Raw genomic sequence first — 22,738 nt, forward strand, 5'->3', positions numbered from 1 at the left:
TTAGATCATCTCTTCGCCGCCCTTGCCACCGAGAACGATCTCCCCGGCTTCGGCCATGCGGCGGGCGATGGTGAGGATTTCCTTCTGTGCGGTTTCCACGTCGCTGACGCGCACCGGGCCCTTGGCCTCGAGATCGTCGCGCAACAGTTCGGCCGCCCGTTTGGACATGTTCTTGAAGATCTTTTCCTTGACGCCTTCGTCCGAGCCCTTGAGGGCCAGTACCAGCACGTCGGACGACACTTCGCGCAACAGGGCCTGGATGCCACGATCGTCGACATCGGACAGGTTGTTGAACACGAACATGAGGTCTTCGATCTGACCGGACAGGTCTTCGTCGAACTCGCGGATCGAGTCCATCAACTGACCTTCGATCGAACTGTCGAGGAAGTTCATGATGTCCGCCGCACGCTTGATACCACCCAAGGTGGTGCGCGAGGCATTGGAGTTGCCCGAGAACTGCTTCTCGAGAATCTGGTTCAATTCTTTCAGGGCCGCCGGCTGCACGGTGTTGAGCGAAGACACCCGCAGGATGATGTCCAGGCGCACCTTGTGGTCGAAGTTGCCCAGGACTTCACCGGCCTGGTCCGGGTCGAGGTAAGCCACCACGATCGCCTGGATCTGCGGGTGCTCGTAACGGATCACGTCGGCAACCGCCCGCGGTTCCATCCACTTGAGGCTGTCCAGGCCGCTGGTATTGCCACCCAGCAGGATCCGGTCGATGAGGCCGTTGGCCTTGTCCTCGCCCAGTGCCTGGGTGAGCATCTTGCGCACGTAGTCGTCGGAACCGACGCCGAGGCTGGTCTGATCGCCGACGATGTCGACGAACTCGCTCATCACCTGCTCGACCTGCTCGCGGTGCACGTTGCCCATCTGGGCCATTGCCACGCCCACGCGCTGGACCTCCTTGGGCCCCATGTGGCGCAGCACTTGGGCAGCATCGGTAGAACCCAGGGACAGCAGCAGGATCGCGGCTTTGTCGACCCGGGACAATTTGGCAACAGCGGCTCGATTATCACTCATCTGCGTTAATCCACTCTTTCACGACCTGGGCCACACGACCCGGGTCTTCTGCCACCAGACTCTTGATGGCGTTCAACTGAGCGTCATAGCCTTCGCTCGGGCTTGGCAGCAGGATGCTCTGCGGCCCGCCGAGGCTGACGCGATCGTTGGCCAATTCGCCATCCAGGCCGCCCATGCCTCCCAGCTCGACATCACCAAAACCTGCCAATTGCTTGTTCTTGCCGCCACCGGTGATGTTGTTGAGCACCGGACGCAGCACGCCAAACACCAGTACCAGGATGAACAGCACACCCAATACTTGCTTGACCACATCCCAGAACCAGGGTTGCGAATAAAACGGAATATCGGCGACCACTTCACCGCGCTCGAGGGAGAACGGTACGTTGATCACGCTGACGCTGTCGCCGCGGCTGGCGTCAAAACCGACGGCGTCCTGCACCAGGCGAGTGAAACGCGCCAATTCGTCGGCGCTCCACGGCGCACGACTGGTTTCGCCATTGGCCGGGTTGACCTTGACCTGATCGTCCACCACCACGGCGACCGACAGGCGATTCAAACGACCCTGTTGTTGCTTGGTGTGACTGATGGAACGGTCGAGCTCGAAGTTCTTGGTCGACTGCTGACGCTTGTCGGCCGGGTACGGCGCCAACATCGGCTGACCGGTGGCCGGGTCCATGATCTGCTGGCCATTGGCATCGATCAGCGGCTGGCCTGGCTGCACCATGCCAGCGGCCGCGGTGGCGCCCCCGGTGGTCTGCGGCGCGCTGGCCGGCGACGGCGGCTGGTTGCTCAGGGCTCCCGGTACGCCTTGCGGGCCATTGCTGGCGGTGCGTTGTTCATTGACCGACTGCTCGCTGCGCAACGCCGGCTGGTCCGGGTTGAACTGCTCGGAAGTCGACTCGACGGCACTGAAGTCGACATCGGCCGACACTTCGGCCTTATAGCGATCATTGCCCAGGATCGGTTGCAGGATGTTGTGCACCCGCTGGGTCAGCATGCCTTCCATGCGACGGCTGTAATCGAATTGCTTGCCGGCCATGGTCAGTTCGGAGTTCTCCGCCTGATCGGACAGCAGGTTGCCTTTCTGGTCGACCACGGTGATCTGCGACTTGCTCAGCTCAGGTACGCTGGTCGCCACCAGATTGACGATGGCAACGACCTGGCCTGGCTCCAGGGAGCGGCCCGAATACAGCTCGACCAGTACCGAAGCGCTGGGCTTGCGCTCATCGCGCACGAACACCGAGCTTTTCGGAATCGCCAGGTGCACGCGGGCACCCTTGACATTGTTCAGGCTGGAAATGGTCCGCGCCAGCTCACCTTCCAGGCCGCGACGATAACGGGTCGCTTCCATGAATTGGCTGGTGCCCAGGCCCTGGTCCTTGTCGAGGATCTCAAAACCGATGTTGCCATCGGTAGGCGTCACGCCGGCCGCGGCGAGCTTTAGGCGCGCACGGGCGACGTCATCGGCCTTGACCAGCAAGGCGCCGGAATTAGGTTCGACGGTATAAGGAATGTCGGCGGAAGCCAGGGTTTCCATGACTTGCTTGGCGTCCATGCCCGCCAAGCTGCCGTACAGCGGACGGTAGTCCGGCTGCTGGGACCACAGTACCACGGCAAAACCAATCGCCACGCTGGCAGCCAGGCCGACCAACAGGCCTACCTGACGCAGCATGGTCATCTCGGAGAGATTTTCCAGGAAGGACAGACCGAACAGCGGCGGTTTGCCGTCTACCGGAGTGGCCTTGGCTGGAACGTTATCAACGGCTGCTTCTGCCATGACTCAATAATTTCCTTAGACCGGCATCTGCATGATGTCTTGGTAGGCTTGAACCAGTTTGTTGCGAACCTGGGTCAACGCCTGAAACGAGACACTGGCTTTCTGCGAGGAGATCATTACATCCGTCAGGTCGACGCCACTTTTGCCAATCTCGAAAGCACTGGCCAACTGATTCGATGCCTGCTGGGTATCGTTCACTTTATTGACGGCCTGACCGAGCAAGTCGGAAAAGCTGCTGCCACCCACCTGGGGGACCGCGACCGATTTAGGCTGGGCCATGGCGTCCATCTGCATGGCCCGCATGTCCAACATCAACCGATTAAATTCAATACCTTGGCTCATGGTCTACTCTCTCTGGCGGCCCGCATTTTTTTGACACTTACTCAGCGGGTATTCAGGTATTAGCAACAAGGGTGCCAGCTCCATGGCCGCAAAAAACAAATGCGTGTGGGAGCGGGCTTGCTCGCGAAAGCGGTGGTTCAGTCAATGCAACGGTGACTGGTAAATCGCTTTCGCGAGCAAGCCCGCTCCCACAAGGGGTATTCGGTGCACATCACTCAACTGGCGAACAGATAGGCCTCGACATCCATTCCGGCGTCACGCATCTGCGCCAACTTGTAGCGCAGGGTGCGCGGGCTGATGCCCAGGCGTTCGGCCGCCTCCTTGCGACGACCGCGCTCGGCGCGCAGGGTGTCGATGATCATCTGGAACTCGCGACGACGCAGGTCATCGCCCAAGGCGCCGGCCGACTCACCCTCGACTTCCAGCGGGGGCGCGAAGGCCGCTGTTGGTACCGGCGACAATGCAGGCAATGGTGCACAAGCGACCGGACCGGCCAGGCAGAAGTCCTCCGGCTGGATCAAGCCGCCCTGCTGCAGGATCAAGGCCCGCTGAATGGCGTTATCGAGCTCTCGGACATTGCCCGGCCATGGGTAGGCAACCAGGCAGGCCTGAGCCTCGGCCGAAAGCCGGGCCGCCGCATGCTTCATTTTATTGACGTGCTTGTTCAGCAGACGCTCGGCCAGCGGCAGGATATCGGCGGTGCGCTCGCGCAGCGGACGCCAAGCCAGCGGGAAGACCGACAGACGGTAATAGAGGTCTTCACGGAAACGTCCCGCCGCCACTTCGCCGGCCAGGTCGCGGTTGGTGGTTGCCACCACGCGAATATCCAGGCTGATGGGTTTGCGCGCACCGACCCGCTCCACTTCCCGCTCCTGCAATACGCGCAACAGCTTGGCCTGCAGGCCCAACGGCATTTCGGAAATCTCATCGAGCAGAATCGTGCCGCCGTCAGCCTGCTCGAACTTGCCAGCCTGGGCCGCAATGGCCCCCGTGAACGAGCCCTTTTCGTGGCCGAACAGCGTCGCCTCGAGCATGTTGTCAGGGATTGCCGCGCAATTGATGGCAATGAACGGTTCGTTGGCGCGCCGGGACTGTTGATGAATGTAGCGCGCCAGCACTTCCTTGCCCGTACCGGACTCGCCGGAAATCAACACAGTTGAATCGCTGCGGGCCACCCGCGCGGCCAACTCCAGCAATTGCGCACTGGCCGGTTCGATGGCCACCGGACCTTCACCCTCGACCGCGAGACTACCCAAGGCATGGCGCGCGACCAGATCCAGCAGTGCTTTGGGCTCGAACGGCTTGACCAGGTAATCCGCGGCACCTTGACGCATGGCATCCACCGCTCGCTCGACGGCGCCGTGGGCGGTCATCAGCAAGACCGGCAGTTGCGGCTGACGGGCGCGCAACAGGCCGAGCAATTGATGGCCATCCATGCCCGGCATGTTGACGTCACTGACCACCAGGCCGAACGCTTCGCGGCCCACGGCAAGCAGCGCCTCTTCCGCCGAACCGACGGCGGCGTAGTCGTGGCCAGCCAAGACCAGCGTATCGGCCAGCGCCTCACGCAGCGCCCGGTCATCCTCAACCAGCAACACCTTGATCGCCATTGCTTTCACTCCACCCCTGGCGCATTGGAAAACAACGGCAAGCACACCGTCGCACAAGTGCCACGCCCCAGCCGCGAGCGCAGTTGCAATTCTCCCTGATGGGCACGGGCCACAGCCTTGACCACGGTCAGGCCCAAGCCGGTGCCGGTGGTCTTGGTGGTAAAGAATGGCTCACCCAGGCGTGCCAGCACGACCGGCTCGATACCACTGCCGCTGTCGCTGACACACAGGCGCAAGATGTTGTCGCGGGTATACAAGTGCACTTTCAGCCGGACGTAGCCGCCGCTGGCCTGGATCGCGTTTTCGATGAGATTCAACACCGCGCCCACCAACGTGTCGCGGTTACACAACACTTCGCCGACATGGCTGTCGCACTGCCAGCGAATCGGCAGATCCTGCACATGAGTCAACGCCGCGGCCTGCAACGATTGCAGCAAGGCCTTGGGGGTGACACGGTCGGTCAACGGCAGCTCGCCGCGAGCGAAGACCAGCATGTCGCGCACCTGGTGCTCCAGCTCATGCAGGCGCTCTTTCAAGCGTCCGGCAAAGCGTTGCTGGGTTTCCATCGGCAATTGCTGTTCAGTCAGGTGACTGGCATAGAGCAGCGCGGCGGAAAGCGGCGTACGAATCTGGTGGGCCAACGAGGCCACCATCCGCCCCAGGGAAGACAGACGCTCATGGCGAGCCAACTGGTCTTGCAGGTGACGGGTTTCAGTCAAGTCATTGAGCAGCACCAACTGCCCAGGCTCGGCATCCAGCGAGCGCGTCGAGATGGACAGGCGCCGACCGTCCTTGAGGGACACTTCATGGCCGTCGTCTTCACGGGGAGCAAAGCAACGGGCGATGACATGCCGCCACAGCTCCCCCTCCAACGGCAGGCCGAGCAATTCGCAAGCCGCCGGGTTGGCTTCGCGCACACGGCCGTGGGCATCGATGACGATCACGCCACCGGGCAACAGGTCGAGGAGATTTTGCAGGCGATTGGCCAAGCGTTCCTTTTCCGCCAGCTCCTGCATGCGCTGGGCGCTGACCACGGCCAATTCACCCTTGAGCTCGGTGACCCGGGCTTCGAGCAGGCTGTAGGAATCAGTCAGTTGGCTGGACATCTGGTTGAACAGCGAAAATGCCTGCTCAAGTCCAAGCCGGCTTGCCTGCTCGGCGGACGGCCTGTGTTCCAGCTCGGGGACAGGAGACATCTGGGCGGCTTGGGTCATCGGGCTCTCTCGCTTGGCTGACCGTCAGTTAAACGGAACGTTGCGAGGGCTATAGCAATACCCGTGCCGAAAAAAAACCGCCTGAAAATCAGGCGGTTGGAAAACAGGCGTCAATCATCCGCCTGTTCATCTCCTTCGCGACGGCTCATGCCGTACTTGCGCATCTTCTCCACCAGGGTGGTACGACGGATGCGCAGGCGTTCTGCGGCGCGGGCCACGATACCGTTGGCATCGTCCAGCGCCTGCTGGATCAACCCTTGCTCCAGGCCTCCCAGGTAATCCTTGAGATCCAGGCCTTCGGGCGGCAGCAAGGCATTGGCAGTGAAATCCGGCGTGTGGCCGTTGATTGCCACCCGCTCCTCCAGATCGCTGCGCAGGCTATCGACCATTTGCTCGTCTTCGTCGTCGACGTAGCGGAATTTCTTCGGTAGCTCGTTCACGCCGATCACCCCGTACGGGTGCATGATCGCCATGCGCTCCACCAGGTTGGCCAGCTCACGGACGTTGCCCGGCCAGCCATGGCGGCACAGGGACATGATCGCCGCCGAATTGAAGCGGATCGAACCGCGCTTTTCGTGCTCCATGCGCGAGATCAGCTCGTTCATCAGCAACGGAATGTCTTCGACCCGCTCACGCAGCGGCGCCATTTCGATCGGGAAAACATTGAGGCGGTAATAGAGATCTTCGCGGAAACTGCCGACCTCGATCATGCTCTCGAGATTCTTGTGCGTGGCGGCAATGATTCGTACATCGACGCTCTGGGTCTTGTTGCTGCCCACGCGTTCGAAGGTGCGCTCCTGCAGCACTCGCAGCAGCTTGACCTGCATCGGCAACGGCATGTCGCCGATTTCGTCGAGAAACAGCGTGCCGCCGTTGGCCAGTTCGAAACGCCCGGCGCGGCTGGTGATCGCGCCGGTGAAGGCACCCTTCTCATGACCAAACAGCTCGCTCTCCAGCAACTCGGCCGGGATCGCGCCGCAGTTGACCGGCACGAACGGCGCTTCGCGGCGCTTGGAGTGGTAATGCAGGTTGCGCGCGACCACTTCCTTGCCGGTGCCCGACTCGCCCAGGATCAGCACGCTGGCGTCGGTATCGGCGACCTGCTGCATCATCTGGCGCACATGCTGGATCGCCCGGCTGGTGCCGACAAGGCTGCGGAACAGGTTGGGTTCGCGATGCCGGCCGCGCTCGCGAGCCTGATCGTACATCTCGCGATAAACCTGCGCGCGATGCAGCGAATCGAGAAGCTTGCTGTAGCTGGGCGGCATTTCGAGCGTGGAAAGTACCCGTCGGCGCTGGTCTTCAGGCAAGTCAAGGGAAGAATTTTCGCCCATTAACAAAACCGGAAGGAACTCATCCCAGGTTGAGAGTGTCTTTAGCAAGCCCAAAAGCGTTGCGGGAGCATTCACGGTCCCGATAAGGACACAAATGACTTCACGACTGGACGACAAAGAGCCGACGGCCTGCTGCCAGTCATGGCTTCCGCAGGGTAAATTTTCTTCGCCAAGAAAATTTAAGATCACCGCCAAGTCGCGGCGGCGGACGCTATCGTCATCGATCAGGAGAATTTTGGTTTCACGCCACATGCAATAGCAACTTCCCTAGTCAACCCAATGCCCGAAATTAGGGGGCAAGCTAGACGCTTGCAGACTTGTCATGCCTGTAGACGCCTTAAATCTGTAAACAGCTACTAGTTAAGTCAAAAAACCGTGCACAGTCAAATTTATGGCGCAACGGGCTCGGATTAACTGAGCATTAACCGAACAGATGGTAAACCTTTGCCGCGTTCTGTGCTTGATGGATCTGTTGCATCTCGTCGACGATCGCCTGACGCTCCCCCGTCGCCGCCTCCAGCAATTGCCGATATACCCCCAGCAACTCCTCAAGATTTGTCCGCAAGGCTGCCTCATCCACCTGAGGCTCGCCCAGGACGTCTTCCATGCAGGAACGGCAAGCCAGGTCCAACTGACCGATGGCTTCCCAGTTACGCTCGGCCAGGGCATCAACCAGGGCGTCACGGGTTTGTTCGATTCGCTGCAGGACAAGACTCATGAGAGCACTCCTTAGAATTGCGGACCAGGCGCGGCAATGGCATCCCAGCCTTCCTTGACCGTGCGAAGCAGATCGGTGACTTCGTCGAGGATCTTCGGATCGGCCTTGACGTTGGCTTCGGCCAGACGTTTCATCATGTAAGCGTAAAGAGCATCCAACTCAGTGACCGACTCGGCCTGGTTTTCCAGGTCCAGGCCTTCACGCAAACCACCGACGATGCCGATGGCCTTGCTGATCAGAATGCCTCTGTTTGCAATATCCTTGCGCTCCATCGCGCCCTTGGCCTGGGCAATACGATCCAGCCCGCCTTCCATGAGCATCTGCACCAGACGATGGGGACTTGCTTCGGAGGTTTGCGCCTGGGCGCCAATCTTCTGGTATTGGCGAAGGGCTAACATCGGATTCATGTTCTACCTCATCAAAAAACTTCGGTTCGTATAAACAGCGTATCGACGCTGCGTCAAAAAACTTTAGGTCGAAAAGCCGAAAGCCCGGAACGTTGTCAAAACGTTGCCGGGCTTTTTTCGCATCAGTCAGAATCAGCTGTTTTTCTGCTGCGCTGTCAACGCTTCGAACATGGAAGTGATGTTGCTGGCAGTGGCCTTCAACTTGCCGACCAGGGTATCCATGTCGTTGTATTTCTTGGTCAGCACGTCGGTGAGTGTCTGGACCCGGCGATCCAGGGCCGCCTGATCGTTCGTCAGACGGGTCTGGGTCTTGTTCAGCGCCGTGGTCCGCTGATCCAGGATACCGCCGGTCTGGGAGTAGGGTTCGATAGCATTGCCCATACGCTCCAGCAGACCATTGGTACCGGTGAACAGCGTCTGGACTTCACCGCTGAGCTTCTTGTCGTTCATCGCCGTGGTGAACTTGGTGGTATTGAAATCCAAGGCACCGGTCTTCTGGTTGGTGGTGATACCCAGTTGCGCCAATACGGTGAGCTTGTCGCCAGAGCCTGTCTCCGAAAGCGGACCGCGAATCGACGCCAGCAGCGAACGAGGCAACGCGTCACCGGTCAACTTTGCCGGCACGGTCGGGTTACCGTCAGCATCGAGCGAAGGCTTGGTCAGCGCGGTGATACTGGTGGCAATGGCGTTATAGGCGTCGACGAATTTCTGGATGGACGCTTTCAGACCATCATTGTTCGGCGCGACAGTAATGGTTGAAGTAGCACTCGCTCCCCCGCTAAGCAAATTCAACGTCAGTCCGGAAATAGCCGTGCTTACGGTATTGCTTTTACTGGTCAGCGCCATGCCGTCGATGGAGAACGCGGCATCCTGCGCCACAGCACCGATCGCGCCCGCCGACGTCGCTGTCAGCGCGGTGCCGCCAGCACCCACGACGTTCGTCCCATCTATCTCAAGTCCGGCTATGCCGCTGACCGAGATGTCGGATCCGGCCCCCGTAGTCGTCGAACCTAACACCAGGCGCGAACCAAAGGAGTCGGTCACGATGTTGGCACTGAAACCCGCCGCCTTAAGGGACACGTCGGCGTTGATCGAGTCACGAACCGATTGCAGGGTCGCGCCTGCCCCCACGTTGAGGTTGTAGTCGACGCCGTTCTGCTTGATGGTCAGCGTTCCGGTCGGGATGGCACTGCTGGCACCACCGGCAAAGGCCGCTGTGGTGACCTTGGAAGCCGTTGCAATTTTATCGACCTTGATCGAATAGGTACCGCCCACTGCAGAGTTGCTGGCGGTGGCCGTAAGGACACTGGGGGAGGAGGATGTCGCAGCAAAACCCGCAAATTGCGGGTTGGTTGTACTACCCAAGTCCTTCATGGCGGTGTTGAAAGCTGCCAATAGCGACTTCAAGGATCCGATCCCGGAGATGCTGTTGGTAGTCGTCGTCGTCGCTCGGGTGATCTGACCTTGCTTGGCAGCCTTGTCGGAGTCGACCAGGGCCTTGACGATCGCGGTTGTATCAAGGCCAGAGCCTAGACCCAAGCCAGGTAGAATTGGACTTGCCATGTGGGACTCCCTTCAGTGTGTCGCCGGCCTTTTGACCTTTACAACGCCCAAAAGAACATAACAACAAAATTCGTGCCGGTTTTCAGGCTTCAGCGCTGAACAACAAGCTGTTTGCATCATTCAAACTGTTGGCCAGCTTCAGAACTTCTTCGTTCGGGATCTGGCGAATCACTTCACCGGAACCGCTGGCAATCACTTTGACCACTACTTTGCCTGAAGGCTCATCAATAGAGAACTCCAGGTTGCGCTTGACCGACTGAACGAACTTCTCGATTTCCTGAACGGCCTTCTTGAGTTTGTCCTGCTCGGCGGCAGCGTCTTTAGGCGCTTGCTTGACCGGGGTTACGTTAGCAACCTCGGCTTGAGGCTTCTCCACGGGCTTGTCGACCACTGTGGGTACCGGCTTCGCCGCTGGATAAGACAAGTTCAGCTTCACGCTCATATCCATGTCCATCACCTCTTGAACGGAAAAAGCGAGAGAGCACGCAAGCGCACTCCCCCGCTAAAACTCATCCGGCTATTACTGAAGCAGCTTCAGCACAGCGGATGGCAGTTGGTTGGCCTGGGCCAGAACCGAAGTAGACGCTTGCTGCAGAGTCTGCTGCTTGGTCAGTTGTGCAGTTTCAGCAGCAAAGTCGGTATCTTGTACGCGACCCAGTGCAGCACTGGCGTTTTCGTTGATGTTCTGCAGGTTGGAGATGGTGCTGGCGAAACGGTTTTGTGCAGCACCGAGGTCAGCACGGGAGCTGTTGATGGTTGCCAGTGCCGAGTCGATCGCAGTGATGGCAGCCGAGAAGTTGGTTTCAGCAATGGCGCTGGTGGAGCCAGCGATGGTGATTGCCGAACCTACACCCATGGTGTCAGCATCGAAGCTGGCGCTCAGGGTCAGCGTGATCTGGTTGGAGGCACCAGAGTTGGAGCCGACCTGGAAGGTCATGGTGCTGGCGGTACCGTCAAGCAGGTTCTTGCCGTTCAAGTTGGTGCTGTTGGCAATACGGGTCAGCTCGGCGCTCATCTGCGAGAACTCTTTGTTCAGAGCGTCACGATCGGTTGAGCTGTTGCTGTCGTTGCGAGACTGAACAGCCAGTTCACGCATACGTTGCAGGATGTTGGTTTGTTCCTGCATCGCGCCTTCAGCGGTCTGCGCCATCGAAATACCATCGTTGGCGTTCTTGATCGCCATGGTCTGACCGCGGATTTGCGAGGTCATGCGGGTAGCGATCTGCAGGCCGGCAGCGTCGTCTTTGGCGCTGTTGATTTTCAGGCCGGAAGACAGACGGGTCATCGAAGTGGACAGAGCATCGGAAGCCTTGTTCAGGTTCTTCTGAACGTTCAACGATGTGACGTTAGTGTTTACTGTTAAAGCCATGACGAATTCCTCGTTGGTTGGGTACTGCGGCTTCCGGCCCTGGCAACCGCCGGGTGTGGCCTAGAGAACCTTCGTAATAGTTATCGTCGGGTTGGGAACTTGCTTGAGGGCTTTTTTCCAAAAATTTGCTAGCAGACTGCCACCCCTTGTGAAACAAGGGCTTAGCCACTGAAAAAAGCCCGAAAAGTGACGTCAAGAAACCGCTCGACAAAATTGCGGACAAAAAAATAGCGCTGCAGGTCAAACCCGAAGCGCTATACAGGAGGTGTTTTCAATCAGTCGCGATAAAGAATGGCGGAGCCCCACGACAGGCCGACACCGAAACCGCTGATCGCCACGCGCTTCCAGTCGGCATCCAGGACGTGTTTTTCCAGCAGCAGTGGAATGCTCGACGACACGGTATTCCCGGTCTCGACCATGTCCTTGATGAACTTCTCCGGCTCGCCTTCGAAACGACGCGCCACGGCATCGACAATCGCCGCGCTGCCCTGGTGAATACAGAACGCATCAATGTCGCTGGCCAGCAGTGACGATTCGCTCAGCAGCTCGTGCAAATGAGCCGGCACTTTCAGTAAGGCGAAATTGAACACCTGGCGACCATTCATGAAGAACACGCCGTCGCTGACCTTCAGGTGCGGCGCGCCGGAACCATCGGTACCGAACTTGGCCTTGCCCAGTTGCCAAGTGGCGTCCTCGGCCATCCAGGTAGCGGTGGCAGCGTCGCCAAACAACATCGTGGTATTGCGATCTTCAGGGTCAACGATTTTCGAATAGGGATCGGCCGTCACCAGCAGGCCGTTCTTCAAGCCCGTCGCTTCCATGAAACCCTTCAAGGCATAAATGCCATATACGTAGCCCGAGCAGCCCAGGGAGATATCAAACGCCGCGACATGAGTCGGCAGGCCCAGCTTGTCCTGCACGATCGCGGCGGTATGAGGCAAGCCCTCTTCGTCACCGTTTTGCGTCACCACAATCAGCGCATCGATGGACTCACGCTTGAGGTCCGGATTATTGGCGAACAAGGCGTTCACCGCTTCGACACACAAGTCCGAAGTTTCCTGCTCGGCACTTTTGCGTGGCAGGAAGGCTGAACCGATCTTTCCAAGGATGAACTCTTCATCCTTCTCGAATTTGGCACCCTGAGCGTAGTTATCCACACCAGCGGTCGGCACGTAACTCGCTATGCTTTTTATGCCAATCATCATGGCTTCCCGATCATAAATAGCTACTGAATATGTACCCCAGCAACGCGGAGGGGGTGCTTCAACGATTGAACCTCGGACCTGCATACGACGCTCGATGAGCTGAACGCCTATTCGATCCGGGAGACACAATACAATGAAGATGCACTTTATGACCTATGCGTCACGCCGTTTTGTTCATCAAGTGATTTATCAAGCTGCATGGGCTCGTATCACAGCGGGAGGAGAACCCGAGTATTTCAGGGATTTTCGCGGATCCATCGGGCCATGCAATCGATGGATTGATCCAGCGATGTCCAATCATCCAGCCCCAACGCTCGGGCCTTTTCAATATCAGGCACATAATAGGAGCGCGCCTGGGCGGCATCGTCGACACCCAGTATCCTCACCGATTTGCCCGGCGCGATGCGGTCAACGACTTTATAGGCCAGCTCCGCTATCGTGAGTCCTTTGTCCGACCCAACGTTGTAAGCATTTGCCGCAGCCCCCCGCGCCAACAAAGTCAACAACCAACCCGCCAAGTCAGCCCCATGAAGATAGCTTCGCACTGCCCGGCCACTTGACTGAAGCAACAACTCGTCCTTCCACAACGCATCCCTGACGAAGTTACCGATTGCAAAATGCGCGTCAAGCGCGATTCCCGGCCCGGAAAAAGCAAAACAACGCGCCAGGATGACGTCCAGTCCGTAGCGCTGACCGTAAATGACCGCCAGGGTCTCCTGAGCACGCTTGGCCTCGGCATAGGCGCTGCTGACCAGATGGCTGGCGCAGGACGACGGGTTGTCTTCCGAAACCGGCCGACCAAATTCGAGAGGCCCGTATTGCGCTCCCGTTCCGGTAAATAGAACGCGCCGTACCCCCGTCCGTAGAGCCAGATCGAGTACATGACGGGCCCCATTCAGGATTGTGTCAAAGATTCGCAAGGGATCAGCTTGAGCCCCCGCCAGAGTGTCGGTAGCCGCGTGCAGTACAAGGTCGAAATGACGCGCCTGTATGAAATCCAGAGGCGACTGGACATCATGCTGCAACCAGGTGATCCAGCCCGGATCGCTGTACTCGGGGTATTCAGACAAAAACGCCCGAGGCGATCGCGAAATCGCCGTCACGTCGATACACGCTCCCCCAAGATTCAGATGGGCAATCGTGGCAAGTATCCATTTGCCAAAAAAACCCGTGCAACCTGTGAGCAGGATCCGTTGGCCCGCCAGCAGATCCCGCGGCTGCAGATGACAAACGATTCGCTGGATATCGGCAGCGACGACAGAGGATCCCAGGCTCACTTTCATCCTCAATGAACCAACCAGCTGTCACGCCACACGGCAAGCGCTGCGCCATCAAGCATCCAGTCCTGGCGGACGCGGGCCTGCAACACATCCCCGAGCGCTGCTGCAGCGTCGAGATCCTGTATATGGGCACGGATGGCGCCCACCCAAGCCTCGAAACGGTTTTCGACCCTCTTGGCAGGCAAGTCACCGCGATAAGCCTCGATATCGGAGCAAATAACCGGCACACCGCACGCTCCGAACTCAAGCAGGCGGATATTTCCCTTGCATCGATTGAACAAGTTGTCCTCGAGCGGAGCCAGGGCCAGATCGAGGTCCAACGAAGCCAGTTTCGCTGGGTATTCATCGATAGCCACCGCGTCATGATATTCACGAATAAACGAACGCAGATGCACCGGGCAGGCCCCCTAGAATCACCCAGTCGACTTCACTGGCAAGCTCCTTGATGACATTAGAGAGCATTTCCAGCTCACCAGTGCTGTGTAATGTCCCGACCCAGCCCACCCTCGGCTTGCCAGCACGACGACGCCCCCCTTGCAGTTCCTTCCAATCAAGGGGATCGAGCCGCGTCTTTACAATTTTGATGTCGGCATTGAAGCCATCGAATACCTGGGCCATGAAATCAGTGGAGACCACCAGTCGGTCCATATACGAAAGCCCTTGGCGCAAGGCACCGAGTACATCCGGTGGCAGTTGTCGATAGTGAGGACTCTTGGCCGACAGATTGGGCAGGTAGAGATCCAGGTCAAAAACCTTGAAGGACTGGGTAAAAAGCCTTCACCTGGCGCATGGTTTCCAGTTGCTCGGCACGCACGTATTGTTGGAACACCACCACGTCCGGGTTGTAGCGCTCCACATCAACCACTGACAGCGCCTGGTTGGCCAGAGCCCCCTCCAGAGCACCTGTATCACGCATGGCATTGAATGGTTGGACGATTCGATGCCGGACGCTGTCAGGCTCGCCCGCCGGGTGCGCCAGAACGGAGGGAATCGAGGCAAACGTCGACAAAGGCTGCCAGGACAGCGACGACTCCCCAACGCGGAACGTGCGTTCGTTCTCCAGGGAAAAATTTGGATTGTAGGCACGATCCCGGGCCAGCGCTGGCAACCAGCGCTGGTAGAGGCGGTCCAACTGAGCCGGTGTCACCTCAACCGCTCCAGACTCACCGACAAGCATTTGTACACGAGGCGTCCATACGTTCAGATAACCGGCTCGCTGAAGTTTCAGGCAAAGATCGACATCCGCCCAAGGAACCAGCTCCTCATCGAAACCACCCACCTCGGCAAACAGCGCCTGACGCACCATCAAGCACTGACCACTGAGCGCCGAATAATTCTGGTCGACCTGCAGACGCTGCATGTAGCCATCCGAGTCGCCTGGCATCCGGGCGAAAGGGCTCGAAACCGTCCCACCCACCCCTAGCACCAGGCCGGCATGGCGAATAGTGCCGTCTCCGGCAATCAACTTGGCGCCAACGCACCCCACTTCAGGGCGCATGGCATGGTTAAGTAACTGCTCCAGCCAGCCATTGGCAATGACTCCGATACTGGCATCCAAAAACAACAGGAACTCACCGCGCGCGTCACTCACCGCCTGGTTTCGAATGACTTCAGGTGAAAAGGCCGCAGGGAATCGCAGCACCCGTAAATGGCCAATACCCAGTTGTTCGATACCCGACAACCAGCTACACATGGTCGCGTCTTCATTGCCGCGATCCAATAGCAGCAGCTCGTAGTTACCGTAGCCGGTGTTCTCCAGCAAGCTGTCCACGCAACGCTGTAGATGCGCCAGTTGTCCGTCCGCCACAATCAGGATACTGACCGCAGGCGCGGTCGAGTGTCCATAATCCACTTCGTAGCGTCCGGGCAATCGAGAGCCAACCTGCGACGCTTCGAAACCGCGCGCACGCAGATGGCGCTCGATGACTTGCCGCTCCTGAACATTATCCTCAAGCAGCAAAACGTCACCGACGATCAGCGGCTCGCTCATGTGCCCCAACCCCTCGAACCCGGATGCCTCAATCATCCGAAGGATGAATTCGAGTTCAAAAGCATCGGGAAACGCTGTCGTGAAGCCACCCATTTTCAGCCAGACATCGCGGCGCAACAGCCAATGTCGCGCCATGCTGGCCGGGAAACTGAGCAGCAGATCGAGGTTGATATCCGGACGCAACGCCAAACTCAGGCTGCCGTCTTCAAAACGCATAACTTCATCAGCATAGATCGCCCGGCAATCAGGCGTAGCCGTCATCTCCAGTGCTGCGCTCAGCAGACCGCTGGCGGTAAACGTTTCACCGGCATGGACAATGACGAATACATCGCATACCTGTTCACCAATGACCCGATTCAAGGTTTCGACCGCCTCAAGCGGGTCGAACTTGAAAACCCGCTTGTTGTCGCAAGCAATATCGGCAGTGGTCAATACGACGGGCTGGAATGTCGCAGGCAAGCCATTGTGTTGGGCAAGGCTTTCAAGGGTTTCGTTCAGCCGCAGGAGCGCACCGTCCGGATCCAGGATAAAAATGCCGAAAACAGGTGTCTGGGAGTGCCCCAGATGCTGGTCGACCAACCTGCGTTGCACCACATTTGGCTGGCGAGCCGCGAGCCAATGGGCGTCGTGGCACTTGATGGGACGGGCAGCATAGGCCAACGCGGCGGTCTGTGTTACCTCGATGAAGTAATCGAGCGAGGTCCAGAAGTTTTCCTGATGCTTCAACAGGCTTTGACGCAGAAGCGGTGCCGTCTGGCGAGCCGTCTCGATGGCCTGCGGTGTATTGCCCCACGCTACGCCATAACTATTGTTTTCATGATTGGACAACGGCCGGGGGGCGTATTGACTGGGAATCACCACCGCAACGCAACCGCATAAGGCGGCTTCAGCAGCCAGGCCCGAAGGCTCCGAGCAATAGAAGAATTCGCACTGCTGGAAAACTGCCGCCAGTTCCTCCCAGGAGCCCGGACTTCCCGGGGTGATTTCGATCGAGTCCGCCGCCAGCAGTGCCGGGTCGATGAGGGCCTTGCCCTGTCGGCCCTGGTAATAACAGACTTTCCCCGGGATGCGTTGCGTGGGATCCACCGGCGGGCAGAAAATGCTGACATCGACGGCGGGCATGTACAGCACGCGGTCTTGCGTCATGCCCGGTTGCAACAACTCTCGGGTATAGGAAAACAGGATGTCGTCTTTTTCGAACGGACTGATCGCCCGAAGAAAACCGGGTTGATTGAGTAGGTAGCGCACAACCACATTGGCGCCCATTGGGTTGCCGTCCACCACCTCGGGATAGATGACGATCGGCTCCACCTTTTGCGCCTTGTGCAATGCCGTCACGTCGTTGGTCAGGCGCGGCGTCATCAGTCGCGGGTTCAGGACCGCGGACGAAATATAGGCTTCATAACCCGAACGAACCAATGCATCGCACAGCATGTGCAGAACACGAATACCCGCTGAGTTGCGCCGGTAATCCGGCGACATGATGTAGTAGGGACTCGGCCTCTCGGCAAACAATGAACGATGCATCTAAGCGCTCCTGACTTCCTGGTACCACATCAAAACCAATGCAATTGTCCGGTCGCCTATCAGCAACGACACCTTCGACAATCTAATCCTGTCCAGCCTGAACATTTGCCGTGACGTCGGCAGGACCGATACGTCACTTCGCAGCGGTCATCAGAGCTGTCTGATGGAGTTGTCGTAGTGCTCGAATACCACTTCTCCGGAGTGGTTGTAATCGGCAAACGACATGTCTTTTTTAGGCACACGCCATTCGCCATACACGAAGTCGAGATAGCCGAAAGCATCATTGGGCGCTTTCAACGACACGCCGAATAATTGGAGGTCGTCGAAGCCTTCGAAATGCGCTTGCGGGCAAAACCATTCAGGCATGGCGCCAATCACTACCGCCGATCCATCACGCCGCACACGACGGGCAATGTCCGTCTCGAACGGGATGATCTGGTCGCCCCCTTCGGCGTTCTCGCAAGTAATCCTGATGGCAAAATCAAACCCATGGGTGGCGATCAGTTCAACATTCCACACCACGCCGTCGCGTTGCGGCAGGCGGTGCTTATTGCTACGTACCAGCGCAACAAGGGCCTCGAATTGAGCATCGTTTACCGAGAAGTCAATGTCGTCATCCCAAGGAATGAAATCACCTTCACGTAGCGCCCCCAACAACGTACCGAAGTCGAGGTAGAGGTCGATCCCGGCAGCGTCCGTCAGCGCGCCCAGCGTCACGACCAGCTCGCGGGCAACTGCCTTGGTTTGTGGGTGGGAGAACGGGTGCACATCGCGCATGCCCTTCATCTCACGCTTACCCGGAATGACGGTAGGTATGTCTCCCAAGCCCAGCGTTTCAAGCTGAGCCAGGATGCTTTGCGACCAGACGCTGGTGATGACGATCACTTCACACCCACTGGCGACGATCTGATCGGCAGCGATAACCGGATAACCAAAGAATGCCTGCCCCTGCTTTTGTGGGTCGTTATCCACGATCGCGAGAATGTCCAGGTCGCGGTTTTGTTCGATAAACAGCCCCCCGCTCTTGCCTGCGCCGAACAGCACGAGTTTTTTGCCTTGCAGATCCTGCATGATGCCTTCCCCGGACGCGCCCATGCGCATCAACGATTCTAATTTTTCGATGCGACGCAGCGGCCGACCTTGGCGTCTTCGTCACGAAATTTCGCCAGACCACGGCCCTCGATCTGGTAGGTCACGCGAAAGCCGGCACGCTCGATGTTAGCCAGCATGTCCTGATGGTTCACATATCGCCGGTAGTGGTCGGTTCCGAAGGTTTTGTCCTGGTCGGCATCATCGATCGTGCGGTATTCGAAAAACACCTGGCTCTCTGGCGGCAATAGCACGCTGAGCAAGTCCAGGAATGCATTGGCTTCGTTTTCATCGATTGCATGCAGGAAAAACCGCGCATAGACAGCCACCTTGCGCTTGTTGACCAGGAACCCCTTGATCTCGTCCTTGGCCGCACCAGCGAGGCATTGCACATAGCGAGTGTGTTCATGGGCACTTCGGGAGCGACACAATTCGATCGCTTCTACGGAAGCATCGAGTCCTAGGAGATCGAACCCACAGGTCGCGAAGAACTCACTGTCGCGGCCATTGCCACAACCGAATTCAATCACACCGTCTATATCGGTCAACTCGTTGACGGCGAAGGCCGCGAATTGCGACGGATAAGCCGGCGCACCTTTTTTTCGGCTGCTGTAGAACGAATCCCAGTAGCTCGATGTTTCTGCTTGGCTCATGGTGTGACCTCAAGGCTGTTCACGGCGTACAACACGGTGTCGAAGCTGCTATGGGCATGGCAGCGCAGGTAGTAGCGGTATGGCAGGCCATAACCTTGCAACTGCTCGAAGATGCTCCATAGATGCTCTGCCCGGTGATAGACGCTGATGGCCAGGTTCGGCCTGTATTGACTCAGCATGTTCCTGGCACCTTCCAACGCCGCAGGCTCTTCACCTTCGATGTCCATTTTGATCAGGTTCGGGGCGAAGCCTGGCAAGGCATCATCCAGGCGCACGCATGTCACCGTGTCCCCTCCCGACTCGACGAGATGACCGCCTGCGCCCAGCGCGCCATCGAATCCTATTCGCCGGTTGCCGTCGGAAACGCCACAAGGGAAATTCACCGCGTGTAGATCACTCAGGGTGGGGACAAGTACGGCATAGTTCTCGAGGTTGGGTTCAAATGTGGCTACGGCTTCGAACGCCAGTCCTGCAGCGCGCATCTCCTGAACGGTGTCTCCCGTATAGGCACCGCAGTCGACAAAACGCAGCGGCTGCGGCCAAGTAGGCAGGTCTTCAGGAAAATACTGTCGGGGCGAAGGAGCGGGCAACCGCGAATAATCACCCGAAATCCGAAAATCAACGATGCGATCCAGCAGCTCCCGACTGATTTCATCGGCAAGGTTCTCGCGCAAATGGGCGATCCGATCAGCATTGGCCTCGTAGTAACGCGGGTCCACCAACCAGTAACGAAATGGCTGCCCTTCGGGAAAATGACGAACGAATTCGACAAGGCTGACAACATAGCCATAACCCAATTGCTGCAACTGGGTCACGACTTCGCCGACATCCACATAATTGTTGAACAGCCCAATGACCACGCAAGCAGTTGCCGGATCATGGCGGGTCGCCCAGTCTTGGGCACTGGCGACAGAAATGCCATCTACCTGGTTCAGGGACGTATCACGGTCCAAAAAGGCGCTGACCCTGATGTCTTGATCCGCCAGGTAAGCCTGGACCCGCTGGCCGGCTAACCGTGCACCGTAGACCAGCACATGATCGAAGCGCTGGCCCTCAAACATTCTGGTCTCCCGAGGCCACCCGTATCAATACGGCGTGACCATTGAGGTTGTGCACAAAACGGAAGTCCCGGTTGTCCACCATGAACTCGTTGACCAGTCGGGTCACACCTTCGCAACCATAAAAACCATAATCGTCAAACACCACCACGGCGCCTATCGCCAAGCGTGGCAACGCCCAATGCAAGACACTGCGGGCCGACTCGTAAACATCCACGTCGATGTGCAACAGCGCCAGTCGCTGGCCGACGTGCTCTGCATTATGCTCGGGGAACATGCCCTGGAGTATGTGCACGCTGTCGACTACGCCACAGCGCTCAGCCAACGCCTGGACTCGCTGGATATCGGTGTCGCTGTGCTCACCGCCGCTGTAGCCGGTATCCAGATGGCTGGCTTTCACCACACCAGTGAACGTATCGGCCAAAAACACTGTGCGTCCAGATCGTTGACTTGCCAGTGCCAACAAGCAGCCTGAACCACCGCGCCAGACCCCCACTTCCAGAAAGTCGCCTTCCAGGTCATCCAGTTGCCGAGCCAGGGACCAGAGTTCGAACAGCCGGTATTTATCCACCAGCGTGTTGCGCTCGACCAGGCCCAGGGCCTGCTCGAATGATGGGTCCTGGCACCACGGCGCATAGCTCGAATACGGCAACAACCGCTCATGACGAATTTCAGGTGACTTGGCATGCGCCCAGGAAACCGTACCGCGCAGATAGCGGTAGCTGAGACCGGTCAATTTTTTCTTCAGCCAGGCCATTTCAGTTGCGCTCCGAAATCGCCATCTGCGCATTGAATTCGTCGCGTGGCAGGAATGGGTAAAGGTCTTCCAGCGCACCGGTTTCCGGCTTGCCCTGTTCGTTGATACGGGTCATCACGCGCGGCACCCGCGCCTCTTCGACCTGGACCAGTACCTCGCAGATCACCGGACCACTGCGCGCGAGTACGTCACTCAGCGCGGCGTCCAGCCCCTCGTGGGCGTCGATGCGTGCATAGCCCACGCCATAGGCGGCGGACAATTGCTGCAGGTCGGGCAGTTTCAGGCCGCTGGTGTCATCGGCGCCGACCAGGAGTTTGAAGTGCATGTTCTGCGACGTACGGATGGAGGCGTAGCCCTGGTTGTTGATCACGAAACACTTGATCGGCAGGTTCTGCGCGGCCAGCGTTGCCAGTTCCTGAATATTGAGCTGCACGCCGCCATCGCCCTCCACACAGATCGTCTGCTTGCGACCCGAGGCAAGACACGCACCGATAGCCGACGGCACGCCAAAGCCCATCGAGCCGGTGCCGCGGTTGTGGAAGCAGCGCTGATCCTTCTTCAAGCGCAGATTGAGCAGGAACAGTTCCGAGGCGAAACCGGAACTGCCCGGGGCGATCACATCGCCTTCGCTCAGCAGGTCCGACAGGCGATCGGTGAAGTGATACATGCTCACGCCTTCGTTGTCGTCGGCGTGCTCAGGTTGCAGCAAGGGATACCGCTCGCGCCAGGCCGCGATCTGCGAGCGCCAGGCGGAATAATCCGGCAGTGCGGCGGCCTTGATGCCCGCCACGAGCCCTTCGATGAACGGCTTGACGTCAGCCACGACTTTGACTTCAACCGGCATCTGCAGCTTGGCGATTTCCGCCGGGTCGATATCGACCACGACCTTCTTGGCATAGGGTGCGAAATGCGCGTGGTTATAGGCAGTGAGCGCCATGTCCAGGCGCGAGCCCAACACAATCAACAGGTCGCAATTCTGCAGGGTGAAGTTCGCCCAGCGCGGCGCGATCGAGCCAGGACGACCGCCGAAGAGTGGATGATCATCCTCGATCAAGTCCATGGACAGCCACGTCGGCATGACGGGGACGCCCGCACTCTCGATCAATGCATTGAAAGCCTCGACAGCACCGGCCATGCGAATACCGCTACCGGCAATGATGCCCGGACGTTTGGCGGTCTTGAGCAACTCAAGCGTACGGCTCACCGACTCGCTGACATCGATGGCTGCGGCAACCGGCGGCAATTTGGCACGGCGTAATTGATCAGGATCGATCTGGACCGCTTGTACATCCAGCGGTACGTCGAGCCAGACCGGACCACGACGGCCAGTCAGCGCAGCATGTTCGAGCTCATCGAACACTTCAGCGACCGCCAGTGGGTCGGTCAAGGTCACCGCGCCCTTGGTAATCGAGGAAACGATGGAGACGATGTCGGCCTCCTGCACGCCCAACATGCGCAAACCGGTGCCGGCCTTCAAGTCGGCGGTCTTGACTTGGCCGGAGATAAAAAATACCGGCGTGGAGTCGAGCCAGGCACCCAGGGTCGCCGTGACCGCGTTGGTGGTGCCCGGACCGCATGTGGTCATGCAGGCGCTCGGCCCCCCGGTCAGCTTGCCCGCCGCTTCGGCTGCGATGCCGGCCGCCTGTTCATGCAGGCAGAGGATCGGCTCCAGGTCGGGATGACGTCCCAGGGCATCGTTCAAATGCATGGCGCCGCCACCTGGCAGGAAATACACCTGTTTGATGCCCAGTCCCGCCAGTCGATTCATGATGTAGTCAGCTACACGCATTTTGGTACTCATCGTTCAAAACCTCAGTTCGCCGAG

The 22,738-nt window shown here is 58.6% G+C and carries 21 protein-coding genes; all 21 read right to left on the minus strand.

Features of this window, described 5'->3' with window-relative positions:
* Entirely contained in the window at window positions 1-1,020 is a 1,020-nt protein-coding gene (fliG, locus tag GN234_RS10385) for a flagellar motor switch protein FliG (protein ID WP_003199086.1), read from the minus strand.
* Window positions 1,013-2,797 (minus strand): flagellar basal-body MS-ring/collar protein FliF, encoded by a 1,785-nt coding sequence (gene fliF / locus GN234_RS10390; protein WP_109751347.1) that lies wholly within the window; start codon window positions 2,795-2,797, stop codon window positions 1,013-1,015. The genes fliG and fliF overlap by 8 nt, the downstream gene beginning before the upstream one ends.
* Window positions 2,798-2,812: 15 nt before the next feature.
* Window positions 2,813-3,139, minus strand: coding sequence for a flagellar hook-basal body complex protein FliE (fliE, locus tag GN234_RS10395; RefSeq protein WP_109751346.1), 327 nt, complete (start codon window positions 3,137-3,139; stop codon window positions 2,813-2,815).
* 215 nt (window positions 3,140-3,354) lie between these two features.
* Complete coding sequence (gene fleR / locus GN234_RS10400; protein ID WP_176688407.1) at window positions 3,355-4,749, minus strand: sigma-54-dependent response regulator transcription factor FleR; 1,395 nt, start codon at window positions 4,747-4,749, stop codon at window positions 3,355-3,357.
* A gap of 5 nt (window positions 4,750-4,754) precedes the next feature.
* A complete protein-coding gene (locus GN234_RS10405; RefSeq protein ID WP_176688408.1) occupies window positions 4,755-5,963 on the minus strand; it encodes a sensor histidine kinase in 1,209 nt (402 codons plus the stop codon).
* A 110-nt stretch (window positions 5,964-6,073) separates the two neighbouring features.
* On the minus strand, window positions 6,074-7,549 hold the full coding sequence (locus GN234_RS10410) for a sigma-54 dependent transcriptional regulator (protein ID WP_003199076.1): 1,476 nt from the start codon (window positions 7,547-7,549) through the stop codon (window positions 6,074-6,076).
* Window positions 7,550-7,718: 169 nt separating this feature from the next.
* Entirely contained in the window at window positions 7,719-8,015 is a 297-nt protein-coding gene (locus GN234_RS10415) for a flagellar protein FliT (protein ID WP_109751343.1), read from the minus strand.
* 11 nt (window positions 8,016-8,026) lie between these two features.
* Window positions 8,027-8,422 (minus strand): flagellar export chaperone FliS, encoded by a 396-nt coding sequence (gene fliS, locus GN234_RS10420; RefSeq protein ID WP_176688409.1) that lies wholly within the window; start codon window positions 8,420-8,422, stop codon window positions 8,027-8,029.
* Between the two features lie 132 nt (window positions 8,423-8,554).
* Window positions 8,555-9,985: a flagellar filament capping protein FliD gene (gene fliD / locus GN234_RS10425; protein WP_176688410.1), complete on the minus strand. Its 1,431-nt coding sequence runs from the start codon at window positions 9,983-9,985 to the stop codon at window positions 8,555-8,557.
* 82 nt (window positions 9,986-10,067) lie between these two features.
* The gene (locus tag GN234_RS10430; protein WP_176688411.1) at window positions 10,068-10,433 is read right to left on the minus strand and encodes a flagellar protein FlaG; all 366 of its coding nucleotides are present in this window, start codon (window positions 10,431-10,433) and stop codon (window positions 10,068-10,070) included.
* Between the two features lie 72 nt (window positions 10,434-10,505).
* Window positions 10,506-11,354 carry a flagellin domain-containing protein gene (locus GN234_RS10435; protein ID WP_176688412.1) on the minus strand — a complete coding sequence of 283 codons (849 nt, stop codon included), beginning with the start codon at window positions 11,352-11,354 and terminating at the stop codon, window positions 10,506-10,508.
* A gap of 275 nt (window positions 11,355-11,629) precedes the next feature.
* Window positions 11,630-12,556: a ketoacyl-ACP synthase III gene (locus tag GN234_RS10440; protein WP_176688413.1), complete on the minus strand. Its 927-nt coding sequence runs from the start codon at window positions 12,554-12,556 to the stop codon at window positions 11,630-11,632.
* A 239-nt stretch (window positions 12,557-12,795) separates the two neighbouring features.
* Complete coding sequence (locus tag GN234_RS10445; RefSeq protein ID WP_176688414.1) at window positions 12,796-13,842, minus strand: NAD-dependent epimerase/dehydratase family protein; 1,047 nt, start codon at window positions 13,840-13,842, stop codon at window positions 12,796-12,798.
* A gap of 2 nt (window positions 13,843-13,844) precedes the next feature.
* On the minus strand, window positions 13,845-14,234 hold the full coding sequence (locus tag GN234_RS10450; protein WP_176688415.1) for a hypothetical protein: 390 nt from the start codon (window positions 14,232-14,234) through the stop codon (window positions 13,845-13,847).
* The gene (locus GN234_RS10455; RefSeq protein WP_176688416.1) at window positions 14,209-14,487 is read right to left on the minus strand and encodes a hypothetical protein; all 279 of its coding nucleotides are present in this window, start codon (window positions 14,485-14,487) and stop codon (window positions 14,209-14,211) included. Before GN234_RS10455 ends, GN234_RS10450 begins: the two co-directional genes overlap by 26 nt.
* Before the next feature lie 97 nt (window positions 14,488-14,584).
* Window positions 14,585-17,356, minus strand: coding sequence for a glycosyltransferase (locus GN234_RS10460; protein WP_176688417.1), 2,772 nt, complete (start codon window positions 17,354-17,356; stop codon window positions 14,585-14,587).
* A 150-nt stretch (window positions 17,357-17,506) separates the two neighbouring features.
* The gene (locus GN234_RS10465; protein ID WP_176688418.1) at window positions 17,507-18,427 is read right to left on the minus strand and encodes a nucleoside-diphosphate sugar epimerase/dehydratase; all 921 of its coding nucleotides are present in this window, start codon (window positions 18,425-18,427) and stop codon (window positions 17,507-17,509) included.
* 38 nt (window positions 18,428-18,465) lie between these two features.
* Window positions 18,466-19,098, minus strand: coding sequence for a class I SAM-dependent methyltransferase (locus GN234_RS10470; RefSeq protein WP_176688419.1), 633 nt, complete (start codon window positions 19,096-19,098; stop codon window positions 18,466-18,468).
* Window positions 19,095-20,159 carry an FkbM family methyltransferase gene (locus GN234_RS10475; RefSeq protein ID WP_176688420.1) on the minus strand — a complete coding sequence of 355 codons (1,065 nt, stop codon included), beginning with the start codon at window positions 20,157-20,159 and terminating at the stop codon, window positions 19,095-19,097. The genes GN234_RS10470 and GN234_RS10475 overlap by 4 nt, the downstream gene beginning before the upstream one ends.
* A complete protein-coding gene (locus GN234_RS10480; RefSeq protein ID WP_176688421.1) occupies window positions 20,152-20,913 on the minus strand; it encodes a TylF/MycF/NovP-related O-methyltransferase in 762 nt (253 codons plus the stop codon). Before GN234_RS10480 ends, GN234_RS10475 begins: the two co-directional genes overlap by 8 nt.
* 1 nt (window position 20,914) lies before the next feature.
* Window positions 20,915-22,714 (minus strand): thiamine pyrophosphate-binding protein, encoded by a 1,800-nt coding sequence (locus GN234_RS10485; protein WP_233459542.1) that lies wholly within the window; start codon window positions 22,712-22,714, stop codon window positions 20,915-20,917.
* Between the last annotated feature and the right edge of the window lie 24 nt (window positions 22,715-22,738).

The organism is Pseudomonas bijieensis (assembly GCF_013347965.1).
GTDB classification, from domain to species: domain Bacteria; phylum Pseudomonadota; class Gammaproteobacteria; order Pseudomonadales; family Pseudomonadaceae; genus Aquipseudomonas; species Aquipseudomonas bijieensis.